Below are 21,502 nucleotides of genomic sequence, written 5' to 3'. Positions count from 1 at the left end.
CATGGCCAAGAACACCTCTGTTTCGCCGCTCGCACCTGCCGATTTTCCTGATCTGCCTGTGATCGAGGGGGTGCGCTTTGCCAGTATCGCCGCCGGTGTGCGCTATACAGGGCGCACTGACGTAATGCTGGCGCATCTGGCGCCCGGCAGCACGGTGGCAGGGGTGTTCACCCGCTCGGCTACTCGGTCCGCACCGGTGCTGGATTGTCAGGCCAAGATTGCGCGAAGCGGCGATGAGGGCGCGGCGTTCCTCGTAAATTCCGGCAATTCCAACGCCTTTACCGGGCGTCACGGTGTTGAGTCGGTGCGCGCAGTCACGTCAGGCGTCGCGGAGGTGCTTGGTCTGCCGGAACACCGCGTCTTTTCGTCCTCGACCGGTGTGATTGGCGAGCCGATGAAGCATGAGCGCATCGTCGCCAAGCTGGCCGATCTGAAAGAGGCCCTGACGACCGGCGGCATCGCCGATGCCGCCCGCGCGATCATGACGACCGACACTTTTCCCAAAGGCTCGGCGACCGAAGTGGACGTTGACGGCCAGACCGTGCGTATCGCCGGCATCGCCAAGGGTTCGGGCATGATCGAGCCTGATATGGGCACGATGCTGGTCTACATCTTTACCGACGCAAAGGTGCCGCAGCCGGTGCTGCAATCCATGGTTTCGGCGCTGAACCGTACCACATTCAACTGCATCACCGTCGATAGCGATACCTCGACCTCCGACACGCTGCTGGTAGGCGCGACCGGCGCTTCAGGTGTCTCCATAACCGAACATAGCATCGGCTTTATGGAGGGGCTTCGCCGCGTCATGCTGGACCTCGCTCAGCAGGTGGTGCGCGACGGCGAGGGCGCGACCAAGCTGGTCGAAATCTCGGTCACCGGTGCTGCCAGTGACGACGACGCGCACAAACATGCGAAATCCATTGCCAATTCGCCCTTGGTGAAAACCGCCATAGCGGGCGAGGACCCGAACTGGGGCCGTGTCGTAATGGCCATCGGAAAATCCGGCGCGCGTGCAGATCGCGACACGCTGGCAATCTGGTTCGGTGATATCAAAGTCGCCGAAAACGGCTGGGTCAGCCCTGATTATTGCGAGGATGAGGCGGCCGCCTACATGAAGCGGCAAGAACTGATCATCCATGTCGATCTGGGCCTTGGCGGCGGCACCGCGCGCGTATGGACCTGCGATCTGACGCATGGGTATATCGACATCAACGCCGACTATCGCTCGTGAAAACTGTCGTCGTCTCGGCTGTCGCGCTGATTGACGTGGACGGACGTGTGCTGCTCGCGCAGCGCCCCGAGGGCAAGTCGATGGCGGGCCTTTGGGAATTTCCCGGCGGCAAGGTCGAGCAGGGCGAAACGCCCGAGGCCGCGCTGATCCGCGAATTGCAGGAGGAACTGGGCATCGACACATGGGCCAGCTGCCTCGCACCGCTGACCTTCGCCAGCCATTCCTATGATGATTTCCACCTGCTGATGCCGCTTTTCGCCTGCCGCAAGTGGGACGGGATAGTGCAGGGGCGCGAAGGGCAGGCACTCAAATGGGTGCGCGCCACTGATCTGAGGGATTATCCAATGCCGCCTGCGGACGTGCCGCTGATCCCGATCCTGCGGGATTGGCTATAGAGCCGTTTTATCCGGCTCAAAAAACGCATCATGCAAAGCAAAAGGGGCGCTCATTAGAGCGCCCCTTTCGAATTCCAGTCTTGGCGTAGATCAATCCAGCGTCCGGACGATTTCTTCGCGCTCAAAGATCTCGATCACGTCATCGGGGCGAATGTCTTCGTATCTCTCAAAGGCCATACCGCATTCCTGACCGGATTGAACCTCGGGCACTTCGTCCTTGAAGCGCTTGAGCGTTTTCAGCGTGCCCTCGTGGATCACGACATCGTCGCGCAAGAGGCGCACACCGGCGGAGCGGCGGGCGACGCCCTCGGTCACCAGACAACCAGCAACCATGCCGACGCCAGTAACCTTGAATACTTCCTTGATCTTGGCGTAGCCGATGAACTTTTCACGAATTTCGTTGCCCAAGAGGCCCGAAGCCGCCGCCTTCACGTCGTCGACCAGATCGTAGATGACCGAGTAGTATCGGATCTCGACACTCTTCTGGTTCGCGCTCTGACGGGCGGGGGCATTGGCACGCACGTTGAAGCCAAACACCGGCGCACCGGATGCCTCGGCCAAGCCGATATCGCTCTCGGTAATTGCACCAACACCGGAATGCAGGACGCGCACGCGCACCTCGTCGTTGCCGATCTTTTCCATCGCTTGAACGATCGCCTCGGCGCTGCCTTGCACGTCGGCCTTCAACACGATGGGCATTTCGGCCACGTTCTGGCTTTCTTTGGCTTGCACCATCATCTGGTCCAGCGTCACGGCAGCGCCTGCGGCTGCACGCTTTGCCTTGGCAGCGTTGGCACGGTATTCCGCGATCTCGCGGGCCTGACCCTCGGACTTCACGACGTTCAGGACATCGCCTGCCTCGGGGGCACCGCTAAGGCCCAGAACCTCGACAGGAACCGACGGGCCGGCCTCTTTGACCCGCTCGCCATGATCGTTGATCAGCGCGCGGACCTTGCCGAACTGCTCGCCCACGACAAAGATGTCGCCTGTGCGCAGCGTGCCCTTCTGGACCAGGACAGTCGCCACGGGGCCACGGCCAACGTCCAGCTGCGCCTCGATCACGGCACCTTCGGCGGCGCGATCAGGATTAGCCTTCAGTTCGAGGATTTCGGCCTGAAGCGCGATTGCCTCTAGCAACGTGTCCAGACCCTGGCCAGTCTTGGCACTGACTTCGACGTCCTGCACATCGCCCGACATCGCCTCGACGACGACCTCGTGTTGCAGCAGGTCGGTACGCACCTTTTGTGGGTCCGCTGCCGGCTTGTCGATCTTGTTGATCGCGATGATCATCGGCACCTTGGCGGCCTTGGCGTGGTTGATAGCCTCGATGGTCTGCGGCATGACCGCGTCATCGGCCGCAACGACCAGCACGACGATATCCGTCACCTGAGCGCCGCGGGCACGCATCGACGTAAACGCCGCGTGGCCGGGTGTGTCGAGGAACGACAGAACCGCGCCGTTGGCCGTCGTCACCTGATAGGCACCGATATGCTGCGTGATGCCACCAGCCTCGCCAGCGACAACCTTGGCATCGCGGATGGCGTCCAGCAGCGACGTTTTGCCGTGGTCGACGTGACCCATGATCGTGATGACGGGTGGGCGCGGTTTCATGCTTTCGGGCTTGTCTTCGACCTTGGCGATAACGTCCTCCACATCCGCGTCAGAGACGCGCACGACCCGGTGACCGAATTCCTCGATGATCAGCTCGGCAGTGTCGGCGTCGATTGCCTGATTCTGCGTGACCATCATGTCATTGTTCATCAGCGCCTTGATCACATCGCCGACACGCTCAGCCATACGCTGGGCCAATTCGCCGACGGCGATGGTTTCCGGCAACTGCACGTCGCGAATGATTTTTTCACGCTCTTGCGTGCCGCCCATCGCCTTTTGACGCGCGCGCTCTTGCTTGCGCTTCATGGCGGCCATGGATTTCTGACGGCCACCTTCGCCGCCAGACAGCGCCTGGTTCAGCGTCAGCTTGCCCGAGCGGCGATTATCGTCGCCCATGCCCTTGCCTTTGGTGCGCTTTTGCTCGTTTTCACGATCTTGCTTGCGCGGCGCGGATGTGGGCGCGGGACCGCGCGGGGCGGTGCGGGATGCCTCAGGCTGGACCGCGGGCGCCGGTGCTGCTGCCTGCTTGGCCGCGTCGGCGGCTGCGGCGCGCTGGCGCTCGTCCTCGTCTGCCTTGGCTTTGAGGGCATCGACGCGCTCTTTTTCTTCGCGCTCCTTGGTCTCGGCCTCTTCGCGCCGGCGCTGGCGGTCGGCCTCGCGCTCTTTCTCATCGGCTTCGCGGCGCAGGGCCTCTTCGCCCTCACGCGCCTTCGCAGCATGAAGCGCCTTCATCCGGCGTTCCATTTCCGCATCGGAAATTCCTGCGGGCCGCTTGGACGGATCGCCAGTGGGGGAAGGTTTGCCAGCGCCAGCCAAGTTTCCCGCACCCGGTTTGGGCACGACAACGCGCTTACGCTTGGTTTCCACCACGACGTTCTTGGTCCGGCCATGGCTGAAGCTTTGCTTCACATTGCCCGCACGCGGACCGCCACGGACACCCAATGTCTTTTTACCGTCGTTGTCGCTCATGAGGTCTTCTTTCCTTTCCGATGGCCGCTGCCATCGTCCGAAACGCGCAGGCCTTTCAGCCTTGCCGCTTCCTCTACAACACGTTGCGTCAAACCGCCAGCGCCCAGTACCGCGTGGATCGTTGTTTGCCGCCCAAAGGCCTGACCCAGTTCATCGGCGGTGAGCCACCCGATGAAAGTGCCGTAATGCGGGGTGCTAAGCTTGGATTTTCCACGCTCGGACCCGTCGCTGGCCTGTATCAAAACTTCGGCCTCTTCCTTGTCGAGGCTGCTCTTAACCTTTTCGTAGCCCGACACGGCACGCCCGCCTTTACGCGCGAGGCTAATCAGATTGACCACCCGCTGTGCCAGCAGCTTTTCGACCCAATCGGTCAGGCCGTCAGGCACCTGCACCGGCTGTTTCGCGGCGCGTGCAAACAGGCCCTTTGTCGCCGCCTTATCCAGCGCGGCTCGATCCGCCGCTACCCAGATGCCGCGGCCCGGCAGTTTCTCCATCAAGTCCGGCGCTATCTGGCCATCCGGACCTATGACGAAACGAATGAGCCCATACTTTGGTTGCACCTCGCCCGTGGCGATGCATTTGCGCTCTGGACCGTCACTTCGGTCTTTGGATTGCCCGCCGCGCCCCATCAGGTGTTTCCGAAGCCTGAAATCAGGCTTCGGATTCCTCCTCGGGTTCGTCGTTTTCGTCCGGCTCGCCCTCAAGCTCGGTGGGATCGACCCAGCCGAGCATGACGCGCGCGGTCATGACCATATCCTGTGCTTCCTCCAGCGAGAGGTCGAAAGGTTCCAGTAGGCCGTCATCCTTGATCCGCTCACCGTCCTGAATCGTCCAGCCGCCGGCCAATTCCCAATCGGCGCAGGTCGCGAAGTCTTCCAGCGTTTTCACTCCATCTTCGGCCAGCGCAAGAACCATTTGGGGTGTCAGACCTTCAAATTCAACCAGGCTGTCCTCGACGCCCAGTTCGCGCGCCTTGTCCAGCGCCGCCTTGGCCTTGGCCTCAAGGATGTCGCGGGCGCGGGCCTGCAGTTCCTTTGCGGTGTCATCGTCGATACCGTCGATCACCAGCAGCTCGTCCAGTTCGACATAAGCGACCTCTTCGAGATTGGTGAAGCCCTCGGAGACCAGAAGCTGGGCAAAGAATTCGTCCAGATCCAGATTTTCCATAAACAGGCCGGTGCGCTCTTCGAATTCTTTTTGACGACGCTCGCTATCCTCGGCCTCGGTCATGATGTCGATATCCAGACCTGTCAGCTGACTGGCGAGGCGCACGTTCTGACCACGGCGACCAATGGCAAGGCTCAGTTGGTCCTCGGGCACGACAACGTCGATCTTGCCTGCCTCTTCGTCCAGAACCACCTTGGTGACCTCGGCGGGTTGAAGCGCGTTGACGAGGAAAGTCGGTTGGTCGTCGTTCCACGGAATGATGTCGATCTTTTCGCCTTGAAGCTCGTTCACGACGGCCTGAACGCGGCTGCCGCGCATACCGACGCAGGCGCCGACAGGGTCGATGGAGCTGTCATAGCTGATGACGGCGATCTTGGCACGGCTGCCGGGATCGCGCGCGACGGCCTTGATCTCAATGATGCCATCGTAGATCTCGGGCACTTCCATTTTAAAGAGTTCGGCCATGAATTCCGGCGCGGTGCGCGACAGGAAGATTTGCGGGCCGCGCTGCTCGCGGCGCACATCCTTGATGTAGCAGCGGATGCGGTCGTTCGGGCGGTATGCCTCGCGGCCGATTTTTTCGTTGCGGCGCAGGATGGCTTCGCCGCGGCCCACGTCGACGATGACGTTGCCGTACTCCTCGCGCTTGACGAGGCCGTTGATGATGGTGCCAGCGCGGTCTTTGAATTCCTCGAACTGGCGGTCACGCTCGGCTTCGCGGACTTTTTGCAGGATCACCTGTTTGGCCGATTGCGCCGCGATGCGGCCCATTTCTACGGGCGGAACCTCTTCGATGAACTCTTGGCCGATCTCTGGATCGGTCATGTATTCTTTGGCCTGCTCGACAGTGAACTCGGCCTGATAATTTTCGACCGCGTCATCGGCGACCACGGTGCGAACGCGGGTAAACGTCGCGCGGCCCGTCTTGCGATCAATCGATACGCGAATGTCCATTTCCGCGCCGTAGCGGGATTTTGCAGCGCGCGAGAGCGATTCTTCCATCGCTTCGACCACCAGACCGGGGTCGATCATCTTTTCGCGGGCCACAGCCTCGGCTGTTTGCAGCAGCTCCAGCTGGTTTGCGGATGTAATTGCCATGGATTTCAGTCCTCCTCAGAACCGGTATCAGTCTGGATTTCGTCAAACTCGGTTTCATCAATATTAGTGTCGCCCGCCGCCTTACGCTGACGCAGCATTTCCTTGATCAGTTCGTCGGTCAGGACCAACTTGGCATCCGCCAGCCAGTCAAATTGCAGGCCGATGGTGCCTTCTTCGACATTGATCAGCACCTCGGTGCCTTCAACGCCAGCCAACATTCCCTTAAAGCGCTTGCGCCCGTCGATCAGATCGTTCGTCTCGATCTTGGCCTCGTAGCCCTCGAACGCCGCGAAATGCTTGAGCATCGTGAGGGGCCGGTCGATGCCGGGGCTGCTGACCTCAAGCGTATAAGCCTCGGTCAGCGGATCCTCGACATCCAGCGCAGCGCTGACAGCTGTCGATACCTGCGCGCATTCGTCTACCTCGATGCCGCCCTCGGGCCGCTCGACCATGATTTGCAGCGTGTGATACTTGCCGCCCATCAGCCGCACGCGCACCAGATCGAATCCCATATCCTCGATCACCGGAGTGATGATCTCGGCCATGCGGCGGTCGATGGCGGCTTTGGCGATAAGGTCGTTAATCATGGTATGTCGGTCAGTCTTTCTCAAAGGGTCTTCAAGCACAAAAAAACGGGCGCGCGGCCCGTTGAATTATCCGGTGGGCATCTCGGTGTGGACCCGAAGCGCGCCGCTGTTGGAGGGGATATAGCGAGGAGGGCGGCGGGATGCAAGGGGATTGGCGCGGCCCCCGAAGATTAGGCGCGACGCAACCCATCCATAACACGCACCAACTCGGCGCTGATTCCCGGCTCGGACAGGGCGTGACCGGCGACGGGGATCATATGCAGGCGGCTGCCGGGCCAAGCGTTCGACAGATCATAGGCGGTGGCAGGCGGGCAGATCATGTCATAGCGCCCCTGCACGATTGTGCCGGGCACATCTGTCAGCCGGGCCATGTTGGCCTTGATCCAGCCGTCATGCTCGAGGAATCCGGCATTGGTGAAATAGTGATTCTCTAGCCGGGCAAAGGCACGGGCATAGTCTGCTGGACTGTCACCACCCACGCCGGATGAGCGGACAGTCGCCAGCGCGTTTTCCCACGCGCTCCACGCTTTGGCGTGCCGCACTTCGACGTGATGATCCCCCGAGAAAAGGCGCTTGTGATAGGCTGCGATCATATCGCCACGCTCGTTCTCGGGGATCAGTTCCTCGAAACGCGCCCATGTTTCGGGCCAAAACCGACCAGCACCGCCGCCATAGAACCAGTCCAGTTCGGCCTGCGTCATGGTGAAAACGCCGCGCAGCACCAGATGTGTGCATCGCCGGGGGTGGGTGATTCCGTAGATCAGCGCCAGCGTCGCACCCCAACTGCCGCCAAAGACGATCCAACGCTCAACGCCCAGCGTTTTGCGGATCAGTTCAATATCATCCACCAGATGCCAAGTTGTGTTCGCCTCGACGCTGGCATGAGGTTTTGAGCGTCCGCAACCGCGCTGATCGAACAAAATAATTCGATAGATTTCAGGGTCGAAATAGCGACGCATCGCAGGGCTGCACCCGCCGCCGGGACCGCCGTGGAGCACGATGACAGGTGCGCCCCTAGGATTCCCGGATTGCTCGACATAGACCTCGTGACCATCGCCGACATCCAGCATCCGACGGTCGAACGGCTCAACCGGGTGGTATAGGTACTGGACCGCGCTTTTATGCCCCGAGATTTTATCCATGATCGTCCTATGTTAAGCCCTAGCATAATTGATCATACGGAGAGCGGAATGCAAAGGGCAGCGACCACCATAGACGATAGCGAAGTCGCCAAGTTTCAGGCCATGGCCGAAGAATGGTGGGATCCCACAGGCAAGTTCAAGCCGCTGCACATGATGAACCCCTGTCGGCTGGACTACATCACCCGCCAGATCGCTGCCGGGTTCGAACGTGATCTGGGCAGCGACGCGCCGTTTGCGGGTCTGCGCATCCTTGATATCGGTTGTGGCGGCGGCCTGTTGGCCGAGCCGATGGCGCGACTGGGTGCCGAGGTGGTCGGCGCGGATGCCGCCGAGCGGAACATCCCCGTCGCGCAACTGCACGCCGAACAATCGGGTCTAGAGATAGACTATCGTCATACCACCGCCGAGGCGCTGGCCGAGGCAGGCGAACAATTCGACGCCATTCTGAACATGGAAGTGGTCGAGCATGTGTCGGACCCGCTGACCTACCTCATCGCCTGTCGTGAATTGCTAAGGCCCGGCGGGCTGCAAATCTGTTCGACCCTCAACCGCAATCCGAAAAGTTATGTCGTGGCGATCATCGGGGCCGAGCACATGATGCGCTGGCTGCCCAAGGGCACGCATGACTGGGCGAAATTCATCACGCCAGATGAGCTGTATGATCTGCTGCGGCAGGCGGGGCTGGAGCCGGTGGATCGCAAAGGGTTCGTCTTTAACCCGGTTAGCTGGAAATGGTCGATTTCGGACCGGGATCTAAGCGTGAACTACGTCACGGCCAGCCGCAAACCAAGCTAGTCATCCGGCTCTAACCGGGCGCGCAGGCTGCGCAGCACTGGCAGGGCGGCGCGCACCTGAGCCTCGCCCAGTTCGGACACCACCTCGGAAATGAGCGGCGTGATCGACGATATCGCCGCTTCGCGCGCGGTTCGGCCAGCGGGGCTGATCGACACACGCTTGCGCCTTGCATCGTCCCAATCGGGGCGAACATGGACATAGCCGGCCCATTCCAGCTTGTGCAGAGTGTTGGTCATCGCGCCGCGCGTGACGTGAAAACTTTTGGCCAATTCTCCTGGGCTACGCTCGGTGCCCGCGCGGGCCAAATGGTTCAGCACAGAGAAGTGTGAAATTTCCATGCCCTTAGGCAGAACGCGACTTAGCTGATTGCGAATGAGCTGGTCGTTCGTCAGGATTTCGCTGAAAAGTGCGACGGCAAGGGAGTTTGTGGGCGTATCGTCCATCACGGGCCGCCGAATTCTGGATCATGCGTCAGCGCCGGAATGCGCTGGCGTGCTAGCGTAACCTCGGCCATGTCCAAATCAACGTAAATCACCCCCGGACCCTCGCCGCCATCGGCCAAAACCTCGCCCCAAGGCGACACAGCGAGGGAATGGCCATATGTCTGGCGCGGCTTGCCTTGCGACGCTGCGTGAGGGCCGGTCTGTGCCGCGGCCAGCACATAAGCGCCCGTTTCGATCGCGCGGGCGCGCAGCAAAGTGTGCCAATGCGCGGCGCCGGTGACGGGGGAAAAGGCGGATGGGATCGACAGGATCTGGCCCCCTCTCTGCGCGAGGTTCCGGTAAAGATGCGGAAAGCGCAGATCATAGCAGATCGTCATGCCCAGAGCGCCAAAGGGCGTCTTGGCCAACACTGCTTGCGTTCCGGGGCGATACCCGGCCGATTCGCGATAGCTTTCGCTCTCGCTGATCGTGACGTCGAACATGTGGATTTTGTCATAGCGCGCCACGGTTCGGCCGTCCGGCGCAATTAGATAGGACCGATTGGCAAACCGGCCATCTGCATCGCCCGTCTTGATCGCCAGTGAGCCGATCAACAGCCATATGCCGCGCTGCGTCGCCAGATCGCGCAGCGCGGCGAGGGTAATATCCTCGCCCTCAAGCGTTAGCACATCCTCTTGCCGGGCGCGGCTAGAGGACACGCAATTCGTAACTTCGGGCGTCAGGATAAACCCCGCGCCGCCGTCTGCCGCAGCGTTTACCAGCGCCTCGGTTACCGGAAGATTGGCCGCAGGATCGTCGCCGCTGTTGAGCTGGATCAGCGCGGCCTTCATGCCGCGAGCAACGCGTCCAGCTTGCCCGCCCGCTCCAGCGTGAATAGCTCGTCACAGCCGCCGACATGCGTGTCGCCGACGAAAATCTGCGGCACGGTGCGTCCGCCATTCGCGCGCTGCGTCATCTCGGCGCGGCGCGCAGGCTGCGCCGCCACGTCAATCTCGGAAAAGTTGACGCCCTTTTGCGCCAGCAGCCGCTTGGCCGCGTGGCAAAAACCGCAAAGCGGCGAGGTGTAGATTTCGACAGGCTTCATGGCGCATTCCTCGGGATTCAGAAACTTGCCCTGAATTTAGGCATCCTTGGCCGCGCGCGCCAGTACCAGAATATCGACGCCAATAGCGCCGCCCGCGCGGCACGCCTCGCTCGCCGCGGCAAGGGTCGCGCCTGAGGTCATGACATCGTCCACCAGCAGCACGTGACGCCCGGCAAGGCGATTACGACGACGTGGATGGACGGCGATTGTGCCGTTCAGCGCGGCAAAGCGGGCATCGCGACCCAGCCCGCCCAGCGATGGAGTGGCGCGGGGACGAATCAGCAGATCTGGGCATATCGGGCGATCCACTTCACCCGAAAGGGCGCGCGCCAGCAGCGCTGCCTGATTGTAGCGCCGCTTGAGCAGCCGCAGCCAATGTAGCGGCACGGGCGCGATCAGCGTATCCGGCTTCAGCAGCGGCTGAGCCGCGCGCGCCATCCAGGTCGCGGCCGGGCCTGCCACATCTTGGCGGTCGCCGTGTTTCAGCATCAGGGCCATTTTGCGCCCGTTGCCCTTGTAGATCAGCGCGGCACGGCCAGCATCCCAAGGGCGCGGCAGGCTGAGACATTCATCACAGGTCAGAACGTCATCCGGCGCATCCGGCCCCGCAGGCAATGGCACCCCGCAAAGATCGCAGACCTGCCCGGCGATAAAGGGCGTGTCGCGCCAACAGGGACCACAGAGGCCGAAATCACTGTCGACCAGATCACCGCAAAAGGTGCAGCGCGGCGGATAGACCAGCCGAATGGCCGATTGAAACCGGGTCGCCTTCATCTATAAGTTCCCCGCATGAGCAAGGCGATCCCCCTATGACAGCAGCCCTGACGGACCGCGCCGCATTGATGCGCCAGCGCGACCGCGCCGCCGCTGCGCCCGCGTTGTTCCTTCACGACGCCGCAATTGACGAAGTGCATGATCGCCTCTCGATGGTTAACAAACCATTTACCGCGCCCGGCATCGTCACTGGCTGGCCCGAACCGTGGCGCGCGGCCTTTCCAGATGCGGTGGTCGTGGCGGATGACGACACGCTGGCGCTGACGCCCGGCGCGCATGATCTGGTGATCCACGCATTGTCGCTGCATTGGGCCAACGATCCGGTCGGCCAGCTGATCCAATCGCGCCGGGCCCTGAGGCCCGATGGCCTGTTCCTCGGCATTATGCCGGGTGGCACCACGCTGCACCAGTTGCGCGCCAGCCTCGCGCAGGCCGAGGCCGAGGTGACCGGGGGTCTTTCGCCCCGCGTTGCGCCGACGGGCGAAGTGCGTGATCTGGGCGGCCTCTTGCAACGTGCGGGCATGACCCTGCCGGTCGTGGACAGTGCGCCTCTGACCGCCAGTTACGCCGATATGCGCGCCCTGATGCACGATCTGCGCGCCATGGGCGAGGGTAACGCGATGCAGACCCGACCGCGCCATTTTGCGCGGCGCGCGGTTTTTGAGCGAGCGTCGCAAATCTATACCGAGCATTTCACGGGCCCGGATGGCCGGATTGAGGCCACCTACGATCTGATCTTTCTCACCGGCTGGTCGCCCGACGCCTCGCAACCGCAACCGCTGCGCCCCGGCTCGGCGAGGACGCGACTGGCCGACGCGCTGAACACTGACGAGACGCCGCTGCCCGATTGACCCCCGGCCCATTTCGCTTATGTCCGAAGGCAAGCCGCCCCTCCCCGGCGCAGGACAAAGGAAAGACCCCATGACACAGCCGACCAAGGGTGCCACCTGCCCCGTTCACGCGCCCAAGGATCACCCGGCGATTCCGCCGCAGAAAACCGGCATCCTGCTGGCCAATCTCGGCACGCCTGATGCGACCGATTATTGGTCGATGCGCCGCTATCTGAGCGAATTCCTGTCCGACCGCCGCGTCATCGACTACGCCCCATGGAAATGGCAGCCTCTGCTGCAACTGGTCATTCTAAGCAAGCGGCCCTTTACCAGCGGCAAGGCCTACAAATCCATCTGGAACGAAGAGCGGGATGAAAGCCCCCTCATGACGATCACCCGCGACCAGACGGATGCCCTACGCAGAACGCTGACCGAGGAACACGGCGATGATGTCATGGTCGATTTCTGCATGCGCTATGGCAATCCTTCGACCCAAACCAAGGTGCGCGAGATGACCGAGGCAGGCTGCACCCGCATCCTGTTTTTCCCGCTCTATCCGCAATACGCAGGTGCCACATCCGGCACGGCAAACGACGAGTTCTTTCGCGCCCTGATGAAGGAAACGCGCCAGCCCGCCGCGCGCACGATACAGCCCTATTTCGATCATCCGGACTATATCGACGCGCTCGCCTGCTCGATCGAGGCGGCGTATGCTGGCACCGCAACGCCCGAAATCCTCGTGGTATCCTATCACGGGATGCCCCAGCGCTACCTCACGCAGGGCGATCCCTACCATTGCCAATGCCAGAAAACGACGCGCCTGCTGAAGGAGCGACTGGGCTGGGATGCCGCCCAGATCACGACCACGTTCCAATCCGTGTTCGGCCCGGAGGAATGGCTGAAGCCCTACACCGTCAAGGAGGTCGCACGCCTCGCCAAGGAAGAGGGCAAGCGGCGCATCGCCGTGGTCGCGCCGGCCTTTTCCGCCGACTGCATAGAAACGCTGGAAGAGATCAACGAAGAGATCCGCGAAAGCTTTGAAGAGGCGGGCGGTGAGGAATTCACCTATATCCCCTGCCTGAATGACAGCCCGGCGCATATTGACGCGCTGACCCAAGTGATTCGCGAGAATTTGCAGGGCTGGGTCAGCTAAGGCGTTGACGCAACGAAAAAGGCGCTGAACCCAGAGGTCCAGCGCCTTTCAATGCGAAAAAATGGCGTAGCTTAGTCGGCTATGATGACAGCTGCGACGATTGCCAGCAGAACCAGCGGAACCCAGACGCCAGCGGACGACGAGCTTGCATTGGTATCTTCGACGATGACCGGTGCTTCCATGACCGGGGGCTGCATGTTGCCAGCATAGCCAGCGGTTGCAGCGGCGGACAGTGCAGCGGCGAGAACGAGTTTCTTCATTGTATTCTCCAGAAATTAGCCAGTACCGCACATCACGGCAGCAAGCACCCAAGACGATTACCTCATGTCAATTCACTAACGCGCAAATTTACGTTGTTGCAATTGCAACTGGGTCGACTTTGACCATGAGGCACCGAAATATCGTCAAATTAGCAACACTTGTGTGCCCACTCTGGTGAGGCTGAATAGCTCGGCGATATGCCGATTATAAAGCCCGATACAGCCACTCGACGACTTTCGCCCGATCTTGCGCGTATCGTGGGTGCCGTGGATGCGGTAATACTTCCACCCCAGATACAGCGCATGGGTGCCCAGTGGATTGTCGGGGCCGGGCGGCACGTATTTGGGCCAATCGGGGTTACGCCTAAGCATATTTGCCGTCGGGCTCCAGCTGGGGCCAGCGACCTTGCGCGTCACGCTGGTGCGCCCGCGGCGGGTCAAATCCTCGGACAGGGGAATCGACGACGGATATAGCTTGTAGGTTCTGCCATCCGCGCTCCAGAAATGCAGGGCACGCGAATCGATGTCGACCAGCACAGCTCCGTTTCTGAGAGACTTGAAGTAAGGCTGCCAGGTCAGCGAGCGAAAACTCGAGATGTTGCGGCGCTGGCTTTGGGTAATTTCGCGCTCCATCTCGATAGTGCCGACGTTCTGCGCCAGCGCAGGCGCGCCGATTACGGCAGCGGCACCAGCGATAAAGCCACGTCTGTTCAGTGACTTGAGGGGAGAATGTGTCATGTTTGCCTCCACGGGGGCCGGGTTGCATGTGATGAAATCAACCATATGGCGCGAAAGTCGCAGTCGCAATTCAAACTATTGCCTCTGCCAAACTTCCGATCATGTGGGTTTGAATCGCAACGCCCGGCACTGTAGGGATTGGCGAAACAATCATTCTGGATGGTCCCTGCCCATGACGCGCATTCTGGTTCTTCTCGTCTCCGCCCTTCTCGCCCTCAGTGCTTGCGCCCCGCCACCTCCGGCCCAGCCGCAAATCGGCGCCGACGGCAAGCCGCTACCAAAAGTCTATCGTATCGGACGGGGCGATTCGTCGGCGATCCAATACCGCATGCTCGATTCTGTGAACGCGCTGCGTGGCGCCGCTGGCCGCCAAGCCGTTCAACTGAACGCACAGCTCAATGCCGCTGCCGCGACCCATTCACGCGACATGTCGGTGCAAAACCGACCTTGGCATTTCGGCTCGGACGGCTCGTCGCCGATCGACCGGATAGAGCGCGTCGGTTATTCCGGCGGCCTCGTCGGCGAGGCGATCTCGGAAACCTACGAGACCGAGCTTGAGACCCTGTCCGCTTGGATGGAAGAGCCCGGCACACGCAACGTGATCCTGTCACCCAAGGCAAGCAACATGGGCTTTTCCTGGCTTCAGGAAAGCAACGGCAAGATCTGGTGGACGCTGGTGATGGGTCGCTAAGGCACCCACCCGGCACTATTGATGAAACGAAAAAGCGCCGGGATGGATATGCTCCGCCCCGGCGCTTTCATTGTTCCGTAAATACTCATACCCGGCCTGACGCCAGACGCACCATCACGGATAGAGCGTGATGGGTGTTCCGTCCCTCACCATGGCATAGATCCATTCGATCTCCTTGTTGGTGACCGCAATGCATCCGGCGGTCCAATCCCGCCCGTTCTTGCCCTTAAAGCCATTCGGCTGACCATGGATAAAGATATCGCCACCCGGGCTCTTTTCGCGCAAATGTGCCTGCGCCCGATCAAAGGCGTTGGGGTAGGAAATGCCAATCGACAGATGGAACTTGCTGTTCGGATTGCGCCGGTCAATCAGGTAAGTGCCCTCGGGCGTGCGCCCGTCGCCTTCCTCGGACTTGTGACCGGCGGGCATGAATCCCAGATCAAAGTCGTAATCTTCAAGCACCTTGTCGTGGTGCAGCAGATACATCTTGCGCTCGGATTTCACCAGCACGACGTGTGTGACCTCAGGACCCTTGTAGGTCTTGAACTTCGAACCGCAGGCCGACAGACCCACAACCAACAGCGCGATTGCCAGAAACTTTAGTACTTTCATGTGCCCTACTCGATTTGCTCTTTTTTCGCTTTTATAACCCGAAACGGGCGCAATGAGATAGGGAAATTTCACATGATAGCGCTCACGCCAGCGTGAAGCGGGCCGCCAGTTCGACATGGCTGGACCATCGGAACTGATCGACCACCCGCAGCGCATCGAGTTGATAGCCACCGGCGATCAACGCCGCGGCGTCGCGCGCAAATGTGACGGGATTGCATGATACATAGGCAAGGCGCGGGACACCTGCCGTGATCAACTGTGCGACCTGTGCTTCAGCCCCCGCGCGGGGCGGGTCGATGACCGCGCCGTCGTAACGCGCCAGCTCGTCCGGCAGCAGTGGCCTGCGATAGAGGTCGCGCGCCTCGACGCTCACCTGTTTCAAACCGGCCGCCTTGCGCCACCCGGCATCCAGCGATTTGGTCATTGCCGAATCACCTTCGACGGCATGAACGCGTGCAGTTTCGGATAGCGGCAATGCAAACGTGCCGCATCCGGCGAACAGATCGACAATACGCGCCGCACCAGTCATCGCCTCCCGCACATCCGCCAGCAACGCCGCCTCACCCTCAGCCGTCGCTTGCAGGAATGCGCCGGGCGGCGGCATCACCTCGACTATGCCAAAGCGCTGGACGGGCGGGCGGCGCATCGCAATCACCTCCCCTTCCCATGCAAGACGTGCGAGGTCATGGGTTTCGGCCAATTGCGCCAGCATCACGCGCAACGGCCCATCCAGCGGCTTGCCGCCGGTGACAAGCACGTCGAGGCCGCCGCGCGTCAGGCACACCGCCACGTCCAGCGCGCCCTTGCGGCTGGCCGTATGCAGCGCCAACGCCTCGGCCACCGGAATTGATTTCATCAGATCCGGGTGCAGCAATTGGCAGTCCGGTATCTCGACGATCACGTCCGACGCGCGCCCGTGAAAGCCTGCCATCGCACCTTTTTTCGTCCGACGCGCCGACAGCGTCGCTCGCCGCCGCGCCTGCGCAGGCGACGTGGCGATGGGCAGAAATGTGGTTTCCAGCCCATGCGCGGCTAATGCAGCTCGCACGACGTCCTCCTTCCACGCAGCGACAAAAGCGTCATTCGCGTGCTGCAACTGGCACCCGCCGCAGGCCTTGAAATGGCGGCAGGGCGGCGCGACCCGTATGTCGCTGGGCGTCTGGATGCGTATATCGGTCAGGCGCTGGCCGTCCAGCGTGCCTGTCACTTGCTCGCCCGGCAATGTCATGGGGGCAAAGACCGGCCCAGCAGCAATGCCGTCACCCTGATGGCCCAGACGTTCAATCAGATAGCTCATTTACCCTCTTTCAGCAGATCGCCCTTGGTAAGGGCAAAGCCCGAAGCAATCCACCGCTCTTCCAGCATTTTCAGCCTGCCGCCAAGGGCGGCTCCTTGGAATTCCGGCATGAGGTCGGCCGCCGCGATGGGTAGGACGGCCTCTGCGCCCTCGGTCGCCGCCTCCAGCGCCGCCTTGTCCAACGGCTGCTCTAGCAAGGCGGCGCGCAGCAGTAGAATATCATGCGCGGCGTCCGCACCATGAAGGTAGCCCAGCACGCCTGCGTCGGTCATGCTGCCGACCTCCCGACGCAAGAGGTCAAGCCGCGCGGCGTGAGCATTGCTTAACCGCAGGCGGTCGCGTACATCCTCACCGCCAAGTGCGGCAAGGCGCCTTATGGCATCAGGCGGGGCTGCAACCTCCCCCTCCAGATGCACCAGCGGCGCCAGCGCGCGGTGATCCGCGCCCGGCAACACGCGCGCCAGTGCGCCGACCTGCGCCATCGCCGCGACCGCCGGGCCGGGATCGGGCGCGGCCAGCATCCGTCGCATTTCGGACCCGACACGCTCGCGCGCCAGGCCATCCAGACCGTCCAAATTATCCGCGACGGCGGCCAGCCCGTCGGCGTCAATTCCGCCATCCCCGCCATATTGCGCATGAAAACGAAAGAACCGAAGGATGCGCAGGTAATCCTCTTCGATCCGCCTATGCGCATCCTCGATAAAGCGCACGCGCCGCGCCAGCGCGTCGGGCAGTCCGCCCAGCGGGTCGATCACTTTGCCATCCGAGGCCGCATAGAGGGCGTTCATCGTGAAATCACGGCGGCGTGCATCGCCTTCCATCTCGCCGGTAAAGGCGACGGTGGCGCGGCGGCCATGCGTTTCGACATCGCGGCGAAAACTCGTGATCTCGAACGGCACTCCGTGCGCGACCAGCGTCATGGTGCCATGATCTACGCCCGTGGGTATCGCCTTGATTCCGGCGGCACGTGCCAGTTCTGTCATCTGGTCTGGCGTCGCATCGGTGGCGAGGTCCAGATCACCAATCGCCTCGCCGAGTACAGCGTTGCGCACCGCACCGCCCACCAGATAGGCGTGATGCCCTGCCGCCTCGAACGCAGCAAAGATCGCCGTCAGCGGAGCGTCCGTCAGCCATGGCGCGTCGATCCTCATGGGCCTTCCGCCGCCTCGGCCATCGATCGCAGCATCCGCGCGGTGGCGCCCCAGATGTAGTAGGAGCCGAACGGCACGGTGTAGTAGCGCCGCATTGTGCCGCGCCAGTACCGCTCCTCGACCCGGTAGTGGCTGCGCATCAGCACATGTTCCAGCGGCACATCGAACACTTCGGCCACCTCGCCCGCCTCAGGAATGGGCGAGAAGGGCGTAAGGACGCGCCCCACAACCGGCGTCACCGCGTAGCCCGTCACCGTCTCGTGCATAGGCAGATGGCCAAGCACTTCGACATTGGCGGGGTCCAGTCCGATCTCTTCTTGCGCTTCGCGCAGGGCGGCGGCAGTGACATCCGCGTCACCCTCATCCTGCTTACCCCCTGGAAACGCGATCTGGCCAGGGTGCTGCTTTAGCACCGACGAGCGCTGCGTCAGCATCACCCGGGCGCCGCCGGGCGTCATCATCAGGGGCACCAGCACCCCCGCAGGACGCAGTTTGCGCCCCTCGGGCAGTATCGTGCCGGGGTTCAGGTCGAAATCCGACGTCGCCGCGCCGGTCCTGCCCAGCGCCTTGGCGAGTTGCGCGATGGGATCCGTCGCGCTCATGCCGTGTCGTCGCCGCCTGCGCCCTGATCAGAGTCGAAACCCAGCGTGGCCGGGTCCAGATCGTAATGCGAGCCGCAGAACTGGCAATCCGCCGTGACGCGACCATCATCCGTGGTCATCGTCGCGATATCCTTGGCCGAGTAGATCGACAGGCTCTGGCGCACGCGATCCTTCGAACAGGTGCAGCCGAAACGGATAGGCTGTGCGTCGTATACGCGCGGTCCTTCCTCATGAAACAGCCGCAAGAGCAGGTCGGTCGGCGCGACGCTTGGCCCAATCAGCTCGAGCGCGTCAACAGTATCCAGCAGGATGTTCGCGCGGTTCCAGTTCTCGCCTTCTTCGCCGTCGGGCGCGACATCGTCGGGCTGCAAAAGGCCACCCTCACCACTGCCGCCTTCTGGCGTGGCTGCAAAGGGGGAGGCCTTGGGCATATGTTGCAGCATAATGCCGCCAGCGCGCCAATGCTCGCCCGTATCCCCTTCGGTAGACCGACCGAAATTCAGCGCAAATCGCGTCGGTATCTGTTCGGACTGGGCAAAATACGCCTCGGCGCACGCGCGCAGGCTACCACCGGCCAGCGGGGTGATACCCTGATAGGGCGCGGTGCCCTTGCCCTGGTCGATCATGATGGCGAAATACCCCTCGCCGACCTGCTCAAAGGGGCTGGCATCGGTCAGACGCTCGGCGTCATAGCTGGCATAGGCACGAATGCGCGCGGGCTCACCGTCCTTTTGTGGGCCATAGTAGTCCGTGGCGATCATACGCACCGGGCCATTCGATTGCACTTGCAGGGACAGCTTCCAACGCAGCTTGATCGTCTGGCCAATCAGGGCCGTCAACAAGGCCATCTCGGCTACCAACGCTTCGACGACCAAGGGGTAGTCGTGCTGCTTGAGGATGCCGCCCAGCACGCCGTCCAAACGCGCTACGCGTCCCCGAATGTCTGATTTATCCAGCTGGAACGGCAGGACCGTATCGTCCCAAGCGATTTTTTCACCAAAGTTCATTGGGGTTTCCTTATGTGCCGGAGATTGGCATATCGCGAAGATATAGGCAGGGGCAACCCGGCGTCCAAGAGGAGCAAGCCAGATGATTAGACGCGTAGGCCAGCCGCCGCACCGGGGACAATCCTATCAGATGCGCCATGGCGTCTATGCGATTCTGCCGGCGACGGGTGGCCTACTGGTGACATTGCAGCACGAACCGCAGCCTGAATTGCAGCTGCCGGGCGGCGGGATCGATCCGGGCGAATCACCTTTGCGCGCGCTCTATCGCGAGGTGATCGAGGAAACCGGCTGGACCATCGCCGCGCCGCGCCGTTTGGGTGCATTTCGCCGCTTCGTCTATATGCCCGAATATGACATGTGGGCCGAAAAGCTGTGCACAATCTACATCGCGCAGCCGGTACGCCCGATCTGCGCGCCGACCGAAGCGGGCCATACGCCGCTGATCGTTGATCCCCGCGTCGCCGCCGCCGAGCTGGGCAATGAGGGGGATCGCATGTTTGTCAGCCGCTGGGCCGGATTGGCTTGATCTCGAGCAGGATGGCCGAGACATCGTCCGCGAAAGTATCGTCGCCGGCGAAATCGGCCAGCTTCCAGATCAGTGATTCGAGGCAGGACATGGCGCGCGCGCCGCGCAACCCTTGCAAAATGCGCGCGAGTCCCTCGTCGTCCAACAGCGTACCGTCGGGTGCCGCACATTCCGTCACTCCGTCCGAATGGATCATCAGCCGGTCCCCCGGCCGCAACTGCACCTCGAACTCTTGATATTCCGCGCCGGGAATCAGCCCCACGGGCAGTCCGCCCTCGCCGACCATCTCAACGCTGCCATCTGCCCTTTGGACCGCCGGATAGGGATGCCCCGCTTGCGCCATCACGACGCGCCCGGTGGCCAGATCGACATCAGCCAGCAGCAGGGTAAAATAATGCTCGGTTTCGAGCTCGCTGAGGAAAAGATCGTTCAGCGCAGCGATGGTCTGTCCCGGTCGGCGCGGCGCATAGCCGCCGTCCGGCAGCCGCTCTAGCGCGACGTTCTGTTCGGGCGCGGCGCCCGAAAGGTATCCGGCCAGCCGCGCCGTCATCAGAGCCGAGCTAACTCCGTGTCCCGACACGTCAATACCGTAAAGCCCGATCCGCGTATCGCTGACGGGAAACATCCCGACCAGATCGCCACCCACATGCCCGGACGAACGCAGCAGCATCGACACTTCGGCCGTGCCATAGTCGCGGTGCCTGTCTCTGACCAGCGATTGCTGCAACTTCTTGGCCTCGATCAAATCCGCGTCGAGCGATGCATAGAGCGTCTGCAGCTTGTCCAAAGTGGAATTCACGAGGCGATTCTTTTCGGTCAGTTCGCGCTCCATCTCGAGAATGCGCTCTCCTGCGGTTATACGCGCGCGCAATTCGCCGGGATCGACCGGTTTGGTCAGGAAATCATCGGCGCCAACATCGAGGCCATGGGCAATCTCGGCCTTGTCGGACTTCGACGTAAGCAGGATAAAATAGCCGTAGTTATCGCGCGACATGCGTCTGAATTCAGCGCAAAATTCAACACCTGACATACCCGGCATCATCCAGTCGCTCAGCACCAGATCCGGAGGCGTGTCGCGGCAAATTTCGAGCGCCTGATCACCTGATTCGGCCTCCGTCACTGCAAAACCCCATTTTTTCAGGGATGCGGTCAGAATGCGTCGTTGCAGCCGGCTGTCATCGACCACCAGAACGCGCTGAATCGCCCGCGCGGGCCGATTAGCTGAGTCGATTGATGACTCAATATGTGGATCGGTCAGATGGGACAAAATTTTTCCCTTTGCGTTCAATACCCCAGTCTTAGCCGGGCCGGATTAACAGTCAGTGAACGCGATCCAGAC

The 21,502-nt window shown here is 61.8% G+C and carries 24 protein-coding genes; 7 read left to right on the top strand and 17 right to left on the bottom strand.

Features of this window, described 5'->3' with window-relative positions:
* Nucleotide 1 precedes the first annotated feature (1 nt).
* Both argJ and mutT read left to right on the top strand, forming a co-directional pair.
* Entirely contained in the window at nucleotides 2-1,231 is a 1,230-nt protein-coding gene (gene argJ, locus U3654_RS18145) for a bifunctional glutamate N-acetyltransferase/amino-acid acetyltransferase ArgJ (protein ID WP_324752933.1), read from the top strand.
* Nucleotides 1,228-1,626: an 8-oxo-dGTP diphosphatase MutT gene (gene mutT, locus U3654_RS18140; protein ID WP_324752932.1), complete on the top strand. Its 399-nt coding sequence runs from the start codon at nucleotides 1,228-1,230 to the stop codon at nucleotides 1,624-1,626. The genes argJ and mutT overlap by 4 nt, the downstream gene beginning before the upstream one ends.
* A 90-nt stretch (nucleotides 1,627-1,716) precedes the next feature.
* Here the strand turns inward: mutT and infB are convergent, their stop codons facing one another.
* The 5 genes from infB to pip all read right to left on the bottom strand — a co-directional run bounded on the left by infB (nucleotide 1,717) and on the right by pip (nucleotide 8,200).
* Nucleotides 1,717-4,206: a translation initiation factor IF-2 gene (gene infB / locus U3654_RS18135; RefSeq protein WP_324752931.1), complete on the bottom strand. Its 2,490-nt coding sequence runs from the start codon at nucleotides 4,204-4,206 to the stop codon at nucleotides 1,717-1,719.
* Nucleotides 4,203-4,835 carry an RNA-binding protein gene (locus tag U3654_RS18130; protein WP_324752930.1) on the bottom strand — a complete coding sequence of 211 codons (633 nt, stop codon included), beginning with the start codon at nucleotides 4,833-4,835 and terminating at the stop codon, nucleotides 4,203-4,205. Before U3654_RS18130 ends, infB begins: the two co-directional genes overlap by 4 nt.
* 22 nt (nucleotides 4,836-4,857) lie before the next feature.
* Complete coding sequence (nusA, locus tag U3654_RS18125) at nucleotides 4,858-6,471, bottom strand: transcription termination factor NusA (protein ID WP_324752929.1); 1,614 nt, start codon at nucleotides 6,469-6,471, stop codon at nucleotides 4,858-4,860.
* Nucleotides 6,472-6,476: 5 nt separating this feature from the next.
* Nucleotides 6,477-7,058: a ribosome maturation factor RimP gene (gene rimP, locus U3654_RS18120; RefSeq protein ID WP_324752928.1), complete on the bottom strand. Its 582-nt coding sequence runs from the start codon at nucleotides 7,056-7,058 to the stop codon at nucleotides 6,477-6,479.
* A 170-nt stretch (nucleotides 7,059-7,228) separates the two neighbouring features.
* Nucleotides 7,229-8,200: a prolyl aminopeptidase gene (pip, locus tag U3654_RS18115; protein ID WP_324752927.1), complete on the bottom strand. Its 972-nt coding sequence runs from the start codon at nucleotides 8,198-8,200 to the stop codon at nucleotides 7,229-7,231.
* A 48-nt stretch (nucleotides 8,201-8,248) separates the two neighbouring features.
* On the opposite strand from pip, the gene ubiG reads away from it, so the two are divergent.
* The gene (ubiG, locus tag U3654_RS18110) at nucleotides 8,249-8,995 is read left to right on the top strand and encodes a bifunctional 2-polyprenyl-6-hydroxyphenol methylase/3-demethylubiquinol 3-O-methyltransferase UbiG (protein ID WP_324752925.1); all 747 of its coding nucleotides are present in this window, start codon (nucleotides 8,249-8,251) and stop codon (nucleotides 8,993-8,995) included.
* Here the strand turns inward: ubiG and U3654_RS18105 are convergent.
* Genes U3654_RS18105 through U3654_RS18090 form a run of 4 tightly spaced genes read right to left on the bottom strand, consistent with a single transcriptional unit; the run spans nucleotide 8,992 to nucleotide 11,296 of the window.
* Nucleotides 8,992-9,438 (bottom strand): MarR family winged helix-turn-helix transcriptional regulator, encoded by a 447-nt coding sequence (locus U3654_RS18105; RefSeq protein ID WP_324752924.1) that lies wholly within the window; start codon nucleotides 9,436-9,438, stop codon nucleotides 8,992-8,994. The two genes, ubiG and U3654_RS18105, sit on opposite strands and share 4 nt — an antisense overlap.
* Nucleotides 9,438-10,268 carry a carbon-nitrogen hydrolase family protein gene (locus U3654_RS18100; protein WP_324752923.1) on the bottom strand — a complete coding sequence of 277 codons (831 nt, stop codon included), beginning with the start codon at nucleotides 10,266-10,268 and terminating at the stop codon, nucleotides 9,438-9,440. The genes U3654_RS18105 and U3654_RS18100 overlap by 1 nt, the downstream gene beginning before the upstream one ends.
* The gene (gene grxC / locus U3654_RS18095) at nucleotides 10,265-10,522 is read right to left on the bottom strand and encodes a glutaredoxin 3 (protein ID WP_324752922.1); all 258 of its coding nucleotides are present in this window, start codon (nucleotides 10,520-10,522) and stop codon (nucleotides 10,265-10,267) included. The genes U3654_RS18100 and grxC overlap by 4 nt, the downstream gene beginning before the upstream one ends.
* Before the next feature lie 36 nt (nucleotides 10,523-10,558).
* Complete coding sequence (locus U3654_RS18090) at nucleotides 10,559-11,296, bottom strand: ComF family protein (protein WP_324752921.1); 738 nt, start codon at nucleotides 11,294-11,296, stop codon at nucleotides 10,559-10,561.
* A gap of 35 nt (nucleotides 11,297-11,331) precedes the next feature.
* Between U3654_RS18090 and U3654_RS18085 the strand changes: the two genes are divergently transcribed.
* Nucleotides 11,332-12,147, top strand: coding sequence for a methyltransferase domain-containing protein (locus U3654_RS18085; RefSeq protein ID WP_324752920.1), 816 nt, complete (start codon nucleotides 11,332-11,334; stop codon nucleotides 12,145-12,147).
* Nucleotides 12,148-12,217: 70 nt separating this feature from the next.
* Nucleotides 12,218-13,279 (top strand): ferrochelatase, encoded by a 1,062-nt coding sequence (gene hemH, locus U3654_RS18080; RefSeq protein WP_324752919.1) that lies wholly within the window; start codon nucleotides 12,218-12,220, stop codon nucleotides 13,277-13,279.
* Nucleotides 13,280-13,350: 71 nt separating this feature from the next.
* On the opposite strand, the gene U3654_RS18075 is transcribed toward hemH, so the two are convergent.
* Both U3654_RS18075 and U3654_RS18070 read right to left on the bottom strand, forming a co-directional pair.
* Nucleotides 13,351-13,539: a hypothetical protein gene (locus U3654_RS18075; RefSeq protein ID WP_324752918.1), complete on the bottom strand. Its 189-nt coding sequence runs from the start codon at nucleotides 13,537-13,539 to the stop codon at nucleotides 13,351-13,353.
* 144 nt (nucleotides 13,540-13,683) lie between these two features.
* Nucleotides 13,684-14,277 carry a L,D-transpeptidase gene (locus U3654_RS18070; RefSeq protein WP_324752917.1) on the bottom strand — a complete coding sequence of 198 codons (594 nt, stop codon included), beginning with the start codon at nucleotides 14,275-14,277 and terminating at the stop codon, nucleotides 13,684-13,686.
* A gap of 172 nt (nucleotides 14,278-14,449) precedes the next feature.
* Here U3654_RS18070 and U3654_RS18065 point away from each other — a divergent pair, with 172 nt between their 5' ends.
* A complete protein-coding gene (locus tag U3654_RS18065; RefSeq protein WP_324752916.1) occupies nucleotides 14,450-14,968 on the top strand; it encodes a CAP domain-containing protein in 519 nt (172 codons plus the stop codon).
* 114 nt (nucleotides 14,969-15,082) lie between these two features.
* On the opposite strand, the gene U3654_RS18060 is transcribed toward U3654_RS18065, so the two are convergent.
* From U3654_RS18060 to U3654_RS18040, 5 genes are all read right to left on the bottom strand, one after another.
* Nucleotides 15,083-15,580, bottom strand: coding sequence for a L,D-transpeptidase family protein (locus U3654_RS18060; RefSeq protein WP_324752915.1), 498 nt, complete (start codon nucleotides 15,578-15,580; stop codon nucleotides 15,083-15,085).
* 82 nt (nucleotides 15,581-15,662) lie between these two features.
* Nucleotides 15,663-16,877: a class I SAM-dependent RNA methyltransferase gene (locus U3654_RS18055; protein WP_324752914.1), complete on the bottom strand. Its 1,215-nt coding sequence runs from the start codon at nucleotides 16,875-16,877 to the stop codon at nucleotides 15,663-15,665.
* Nucleotides 16,874-18,028 (bottom strand): CCA tRNA nucleotidyltransferase, encoded by a 1,155-nt coding sequence (locus U3654_RS18050; protein ID WP_324752913.1) that lies wholly within the window; start codon nucleotides 18,026-18,028, stop codon nucleotides 16,874-16,876. Before U3654_RS18050 ends, U3654_RS18055 begins: the two co-directional genes overlap by 4 nt.
* Complete coding sequence (locus U3654_RS18045; RefSeq protein ID WP_324752912.1) at nucleotides 18,025-18,630, bottom strand: CoA pyrophosphatase; 606 nt, start codon at nucleotides 18,628-18,630, stop codon at nucleotides 18,025-18,027. Before U3654_RS18045 ends, U3654_RS18050 begins: the two co-directional genes overlap by 4 nt.
* Nucleotides 18,627-19,637, bottom strand: a complete 1,011-nt coding sequence (locus U3654_RS18040; protein WP_324752911.1) for an Hsp33 family molecular chaperone HslO — start codon at nucleotides 19,635-19,637, stop codon at nucleotides 18,627-18,629. The genes U3654_RS18045 and U3654_RS18040 overlap by 4 nt, the downstream gene beginning before the upstream one ends.
* An 82-nt stretch (nucleotides 19,638-19,719) precedes the next feature.
* On the opposite strand from U3654_RS18040, the gene U3654_RS18035 reads away from it, so the two are divergent.
* On the top strand, nucleotides 19,720-20,163 hold the full coding sequence (locus tag U3654_RS18035; protein WP_324752910.1) for an NUDIX hydrolase: 444 nt from the start codon (nucleotides 19,720-19,722) through the stop codon (nucleotides 20,161-20,163).
* On the opposite strand, the gene U3654_RS18030 is transcribed toward U3654_RS18035, so the two are convergent.
* On the bottom strand, nucleotides 20,138-21,421 hold the full coding sequence (locus U3654_RS18030) for a fused response regulator/phosphatase (RefSeq protein WP_324755325.1): 1,284 nt from the start codon (nucleotides 21,419-21,421) through the stop codon (nucleotides 20,138-20,140). The two genes, U3654_RS18035 and U3654_RS18030, sit on opposite strands and share 26 nt — an antisense overlap.
* Nucleotides 21,422-21,502 lie beyond the last annotated feature (81 nt).

Source organism: Roseovarius sp. Pro17, assembly GCF_035599575.1.
Classification (GTDB): domain Bacteria; phylum Pseudomonadota; class Alphaproteobacteria; order Rhodobacterales; family Rhodobacteraceae; genus Roseovarius.
The sequence above is the reverse complement of the archived record's forward strand: the minus strand, read 5'-3'. Positions and strand labels throughout refer to the sequence as shown.